The organism is Methyloceanibacter sp., assembly GCF_050728395.1.
Lineage (GTDB): Bacteria > Pseudomonadota > Alphaproteobacteria > Rhizobiales > Methyloligellaceae > Methyloceanibacter.
In genome coordinates, this window is the sequence record NZ_JBOHJB010000161.1 from 1 (window position 1) to 3690 (window position 3690).

At 61.4% G+C, this 3690-nt stretch carries 4 protein-coding genes; 2 read left to right on the plus strand and 2 right to left on the minus strand.

Features of this window, described 5'->3' with window-relative positions; translation table 11 throughout:
• Nucleotides 1-862: IS5 family transposase (locus ACREC7_RS16020; RefSeq protein ID WP_431556688.1), on the minus strand; the 862-nt coding region annotated here is incomplete at its 3' end.
• Between the two features lie 209 nt (nt 863-1071).
• Here ACREC7_RS16020 and gatC point away from each other — a divergent pair.
• Both gatC and gatA read left to right on the plus strand, forming a co-directional pair.
• A complete protein-coding gene (gene gatC / locus ACREC7_RS16025; RefSeq protein WP_431556689.1) occupies nt 1072-1359 on the plus strand; it encodes an Asp-tRNA(Asn)/Glu-tRNA(Gln) amidotransferase subunit GatC in 288 nt (95 codons plus the stop codon).
• Nucleotides 1360-1367: 8 nt separating this feature from the next.
• A complete protein-coding gene (gene gatA / locus ACREC7_RS16030) occupies nt 1368-2849 on the plus strand; it encodes an Asp-tRNA(Asn)/Glu-tRNA(Gln) amidotransferase subunit GatA (protein WP_431556690.1) in 1482 nt (493 codons plus the stop codon).
• Nucleotides 2850-2894: 45 nt separating this feature from the next.
• On the opposite strand, the gene ACREC7_RS16035 is transcribed toward gatA, so the two are convergent.
• Nucleotides 2895-3690: MMPL family transporter (locus ACREC7_RS16035; protein ID WP_431556691.1), on the minus strand; the 796-nt coding region annotated here is incomplete at its 5' end.

The following is a 3690-nucleotide window of genomic DNA, read 5'->3' on the forward strand; positions in this document are numbered from 1 at the left end:
GAACTTGGCACCTTGCTTTGGCAAGTCCAACCCATCGCATCGCGCGAAAATGATAGCTGCGTTTCCAGGTCCCGAAAATTTTCTCAATTCGCGCGCGAATGGGCGCGAGCTTGCGATTGCGCGCGAGGAACTTTTTGGGAGGCAACCAGCGATGGCCTTTGCGCAGGATCTTGACAGACCCTCCCTTGGCTTTGACCGCCTTTTTCACTGAATTCGCATCATAGGCTTTGTCGCCAAAAACTGCGCCCGGCGCGTCGGGGATGATGGAAGGCGCGATGGACACATCGGCCTCATTGGCCGCAGTCGCCTCCACCGCGCGGATGATGCCAGTATCTTTGTCGGCCGCAATGTGGGCCTTGTAGCCATGCGCCGGCGCGCGCGTGCGATGCTTCGCCCAGGCCGCCTCCGCGTCGCCTTTGGTGGCCGAGCCGATGATGGTGGCATCGATGATCGTGCCTTTGCGCACGCAAGCGCCCTTTGCCTCAAGATCGCGCGTGATCGCCTCAAACAGGCGGCGATCGAGCCCGCGGGCGGCAAGCTCGCGGCGGAAGCGCACGAAAGCGGTGCGCTCGGGCGTGTCTTCCTCGCGGGCAAAGCCGCAAAAGCGGCGGAAGCTCGCCCGGTCTTCGAGCGCCTCGGCAAGCCGCACATCGGACAGATCATACCACGTCGCAAGCAACAGCGCCTTGAACATCGCCAAGGGCGGCCAGGCCTTCTCGCCTTTGGCGGACGGATAAAGCCCCGCCAGCACAAGCTCCGCGAGCGGCCAATCGATCAATGCTGATAGCTCATCGAGGCTCGTTTGCCGCACAGTCTTTGCGCCGAACCGAAAGGCTTCCTGCCCAATCCGCCGAAGTGCCATGACACCCTCCAAATCAGCATGGAAAAAGGGAATCATGGACCACTCGCCACTGCAAGAATCGGCAAGCACTTGCGCACAGGTCTCGAAACATTTTGGTACGATTGACGCAAAAACCAGCGTTGCGAATTTGGATTGCCGTCGCGCATTGCTTGCGCCAAGGCCCCGGTGCTATAGCCAGCTCGTTTCACCCTCGCCCCAAGGGAGATTTTATGCCCGTCGATTCTGCGACCGTGCGGCGGATAGCGCATCTGGCGCGAATCAAGGTCAGCGAGGCCGACGTGCCGCATCTGCAAAATGAGCTCAACGCCATCCTCGCCTTCGTCGAGGAATTAGCAAGCGTCGATGTCGAAGGCGTCGAGCCGATGACGTCGGTGATCCCGATGCCGATGAAAAAGCGCACTGACGCCGTGACCGACGGCGCGATCCCCGAAAAAATCGTCGCCAACGCGCCGGTCTCCGACGATCATTTTTTTGTCGTCCCCAAGGTCGTGGAGTGAGCGGAACGATGACCGGCCTCACGGAGCTAACGCTCGCCTGCGTGAGAGACGGCCTTAGCCAAAAGCAATTCTCCGCCGTCGAACTCGCGCGCGCGCATATCGCCGCAATCGAAAACGCGCGGGCGCTGAATGCTTTCATCATAGAGACGCCGGAGAAGGCGCTGGCCATGGCCCGTAGCTCCGACACGCGGATCGCTCAGGGAAACGCCGGGCCGCTCGAAGGCATTCCGCTCGGCGTCAAGGATCTCTATTGCACCGAGGGCGTGCAGACCACGGCGGGCAGCCATATTCTCGAAGGTTTCGTGCCGCCCTATGAATCGACCGTCACCGCCAATCTCTGGCGCGATGGCGCGGTGATGCTGGGAAAGCTCAATCTCGACGAATTCGCGATGGGCTCGTCGAACGAGACCTCTTATTTCGGCCCGGTGATTTCGCCCTGGCGGCGGCGGGGCTTAAAAAGCCCGTTGGTGCCCGGCGGCTCGTCGGGGGGCTCGGCGGCGGCGGTCGCTGCAAAGCTTTGTTTCGGTGCGACGGCGACCGACACCGGCGGCTCGATCCGCCAGCCCGCGGCGTTTACCGGAACCGCCGGCATCAAGCCGACCTATGGGCGCTGTTCGCGGTTCGGCATAGTCGCCTTCGCGTCCTCGCTCGATCAGGCAGGTCCCATCGCGCGCACGGTGCGCGACGCGGCGATTCTGCTGCGCTCGATGGCGGGCCACGATTTTAAGGACACCACCTCCGTCGATATGCCGGTGCCAGACTTCGAGGCAGCGGTTGGGCGCGGCGTCAAGGGTTTAAAAATCGGCATTCCAAAAGAATACCGCCGCGATGGCATGCCGGCCGAAATCGAAAACCTCTGGGCGCAAGGCGTCGCATGGATGAAGGCAGCGGGCGCGAAAATCGCCGACATTTCGCTACCGCATACGCGTTATGCCTTGCCTGCTTATTATATCGTGGCGCCGGCCGAGGCCTCGTCGAATCTCGCCCGCTACGATGGCGTGCGCTACGGGCTTCGAGTCCCAGGGAAAGACATCGCCGACATGTATGAAAGAACGCGGGCGGCGGGCTTTGGCAAGGAGGTCAGACGGCGGATCATGATTGGCACTTATGTGCTTTCGGCTGGCTACTACGACGCGTATTATGTCAGGGCGCAAAAGATCAGAACCCTCATCAAGCGCGATTTCGAAACTGCCTTTGCAAGCGGCATCAATGCGATCCTGACCCCGGCGACGCCGTCCGCCGCTTTTGGTCTCGGCGAAAAAGGCTCGGCCGATCCTGTCGAAATGTATCTCAACGATATCTTTACCGTCACCGTGAACATGGCAGGGCTGCCGGGCATTGCGGTTCCGGCCGGAATTTCCTCCGAAGGCTTGCCCTTGGGGCTGCAAGTGATCGGCCGCGCGTTTGACGAAGAGACCCTGTTCGCGGTGGCGCATGTCATCGAGCAATCGGCGCCAAGGATCGCGCCACCGGAGAAATGGTGGGCGTAACCCGCGTCCTTCGGCCACCCGAAAGGCAGGGGCAGCGAGGGCCGTTCAGGCCTCCTCGCCCGACAAATTGACCTTCCTTGGCGGCCCCATCAGCGCCGGCTGGAATAAAATCGCCGCCGCCAATGTGCAGACAAGCGACAAGGCAAGCAGCTTGCCCATGCTGGAGGTGCCTGGATGCTTGGAGAGCCAAAGGCTGCCAAACGCTGTCGCGGTGGTCATCGCACTGAAAAAGACCGCGCGCGTAAGACTCGATTGCAAAAGATTCGTGGTCCCCGCCCGCCACGCCATCACGAAATAAATCTCGAAGGCAACTCCTAGCCCAAGCATGAGAGGCAGCGCGATGATGTTCGCAAAATTCAGCGGCAGGCCGATCAGGACCGTGATTTCAAGCGTGACGACGCCGGCAAGCAGCAACGGGACCAATGTCAACAGCACATCGGTGACCCTTCGCAGCACAATGAAGAGGAGCAGGCTGATCGAGATCAGCGCCCAACACCCCGCCTCGATGAACGCCCGAACAACCGTATTGCCGGATTCTTGAACGGCGATGGGCTCGCCCATGGCGTTGGGGTCGATCGTGCGCACCGCTTTGGAAAATCGCAAGAGGTTCTCATTATTGTTCGAATCACCGGCTGGGGCGACCTCGATGCGGGCGCGGCCGTCGGCGCTCACCCAGTTGCGCGCTAAATCGGGAGGAATGGAAGCGATGGTCACCTTCCGGGCGGTGAGCGAAGCCCGCAGCAAATCGAGCATCGTATCGAGGCTCGGAATCAAGGCGCCGCGCGCCGCATCGCGTTTTTGCGGCGGCGCCTCGGCCATTTTGTGGAGGAGGCCGGCCAGG